Consider the following 1,716-nt stretch of genomic DNA (forward strand, 5'->3'; position numbering starts at 1 on the left):
GGCGGGCGCGCACGCTCTCCGCGTCGGCGAGCTCGCGCCGGCGGGTGACGAGGTCGTCGGCGGCCAGCCGGAACGTCGCGTCGCGCAGGTCGGCCTGGATCGTCTGCGCCCGCCGCGCCACCTCCGCCTGTCGCCCCAGCGGCTTGAGCTGGCGTCGCAGTTCGGTGGTGAGGTCGGTGAGCCGGTCGAGGTTGCCCTGCATCCCGGCGAGTTTGCGCTGCGCCTTCTCCTTGCGGCGGCGGTGCTTGAGGATACCGGCGGCCTCCTCGATGAACGCGCGTCGCTCCTCGGGTTTGGACTCGAGGATCTCGGCGAGCTTGCCCTGGCCGACGATCACGTGCATCTCGCGCCCGATGCCGGAGTCCGACAGCAGTTCCTGCACGTCCATGAGGCGGGCCCGGTCGCCGTTGATCTCGTACTCCGCGGCGCCGTCGCGGAACATCCGGCGGGTCAGGGAGACCTCGGCGTAGTCGATCGGCAGGGCGCCGTCGGAGTTGTCCAGGGTGAGCGTGACCTCGGCGCGGCCGAGCGGCTGCTTACCGGCGGTACCGGCGAAGATGACGTCCTGCATCTTCCCGCCGCGCAGGGTCTTGGCGCTGTGCTCACCCATGACCCACGTCAGCGCGTCCACGACGTTGGATTTGCCCGAGCCGTTGGGGCCGACGACGCAGCAGATGCCGGGCTCGAACTTCAGGGTCGTCGGCGCCGCGAAGGACTTGAAGCCCTTGAGCGTCAACGACTTGAGATACACGGGAGTCGATCCTAGGTCAGCGTTCGACGAATCCCGTCAGTCCGCCTCGCGCCGGTTCGTAGGTGTCGACGACGAGGTCCACGCGTCCGGGGGTGTCGCCACCGCGGAGGAGTTCGCACAGCGCCCGGCACGCCGACTCCGGCCCCTCGGCCACCACGTGGACGCGGCCGTCCGGCTTGTTGGCCGCGTACCCGCTCAGGCCGAGCTCGAGGGCGCGGCTGCGCGTCCACCAGCGGAAGCCCACGCCCTGGACGTGGCCGTGCACCCACGCGACCAGGCGGACCGGGTCCTGACCCGGGGCGCTCACTCGGGATCGCGCCCGGTCTCGAAGTGCAGCGCGACCTCGGTACCCGCGGTGATGGTCCGGCCGACGGTGCACGTGGCGTCGACCGAACGGCGGATCATGTCGAGCACGCGGTCGGCCATCGCCGGGTCCAGGCCCGACAGGTCGAGCTCGTAGGTCTCCTCGAGGCGCGGGTAGCGCTCGTTCTCGCGGTCGGCGTCGCCGGAGACGCGGACGGTCGCGGCGTAGTCGTCGCCGAGGCGGCGGGAGACGGTGAAGTCCGACGCCATGGCCGTGCACGCACCGAGCGCGATCTTGAGCAGCTCGCCCGGGGTGAACACGCCCTCGACATCGGCCGACCCGATCTCGACCCGTGCCCCGCGCGAGGAGGTGCCCACGTAGCGCCGGGTGCCGATCCGGTCGACCCGGAGCTCCGGGCCGGTGCCCGGGGCGGGGGCGTCCCCGGCGGCGGGTGCGGGATCCTGAGGTGCGGGCTGAGGCGTCTGGGTCATGCGGTCATCGTACGACCGGGCGCCGACGCGCCCCGCTCCGGCGGCGGGGCGCGGGCTGGCACACGGGGCAGAAGTGCGAGCCCCGGCTCATGAAGTCCTCGCGCACGACGGCGGTCCCGCAGCGGCTGCACGGCAGGCCCGCGCGGCCGTAGACGTCGAGCGACCGGTCG

4 protein-coding genes are annotated in these 1,716 nt (G+C 72.6%); all 4 read right to left on the reverse strand.

Annotated elements, in window-relative coordinates; genetic code table 11:
* The coding region (locus G6030_RS14010) for an AAA family ATPase (RefSeq protein WP_182643550.1) at positions 1-751 on the reverse strand (751 nt) is incomplete at its 3' end.
* A 16-nt stretch (positions 752-767) separates the two neighbouring features.
* Positions 768-1,058, reverse strand: coding sequence for an acylphosphatase (locus tag G6030_RS14015; protein ID WP_182643551.1), 291 nt, complete (start codon positions 1,056-1,058; stop codon positions 768-770).
* Positions 1,055-1,546: an OsmC family protein gene (locus G6030_RS14020; RefSeq protein WP_007627404.1), complete on the reverse strand. Its 492-nt coding sequence runs from the start codon at positions 1,544-1,546 to the stop codon at positions 1,055-1,057. Before G6030_RS14020 ends, G6030_RS14015 begins: the two co-directional genes overlap by 4 nt.
* A gap of 4 nt (positions 1,547-1,550) precedes the next feature.
* The coding region (locus G6030_RS14025) for a zinc finger domain-containing protein (RefSeq protein ID WP_277817473.1) at positions 1,551-1,716 on the reverse strand (166 nt) is incomplete at its 5' end.

It is taken from the genome of Dietzia sp. E1 (assembly GCF_014145015.1).
Taxonomy (GTDB): Bacteria; Actinomycetota; Actinomycetes; order Mycobacteriales; family Mycobacteriaceae; genus Dietzia; species Dietzia cinnamea_A.

Coding starts and splice junctions, on each gene's coding strand:
- G6030_RS14020 (WP_007627404.1), bottom strand. CDS start 1,546: ATGACCCAGACGCCTCAGCCCGCACCTCAGGATCCCGCACCCGCCGCC.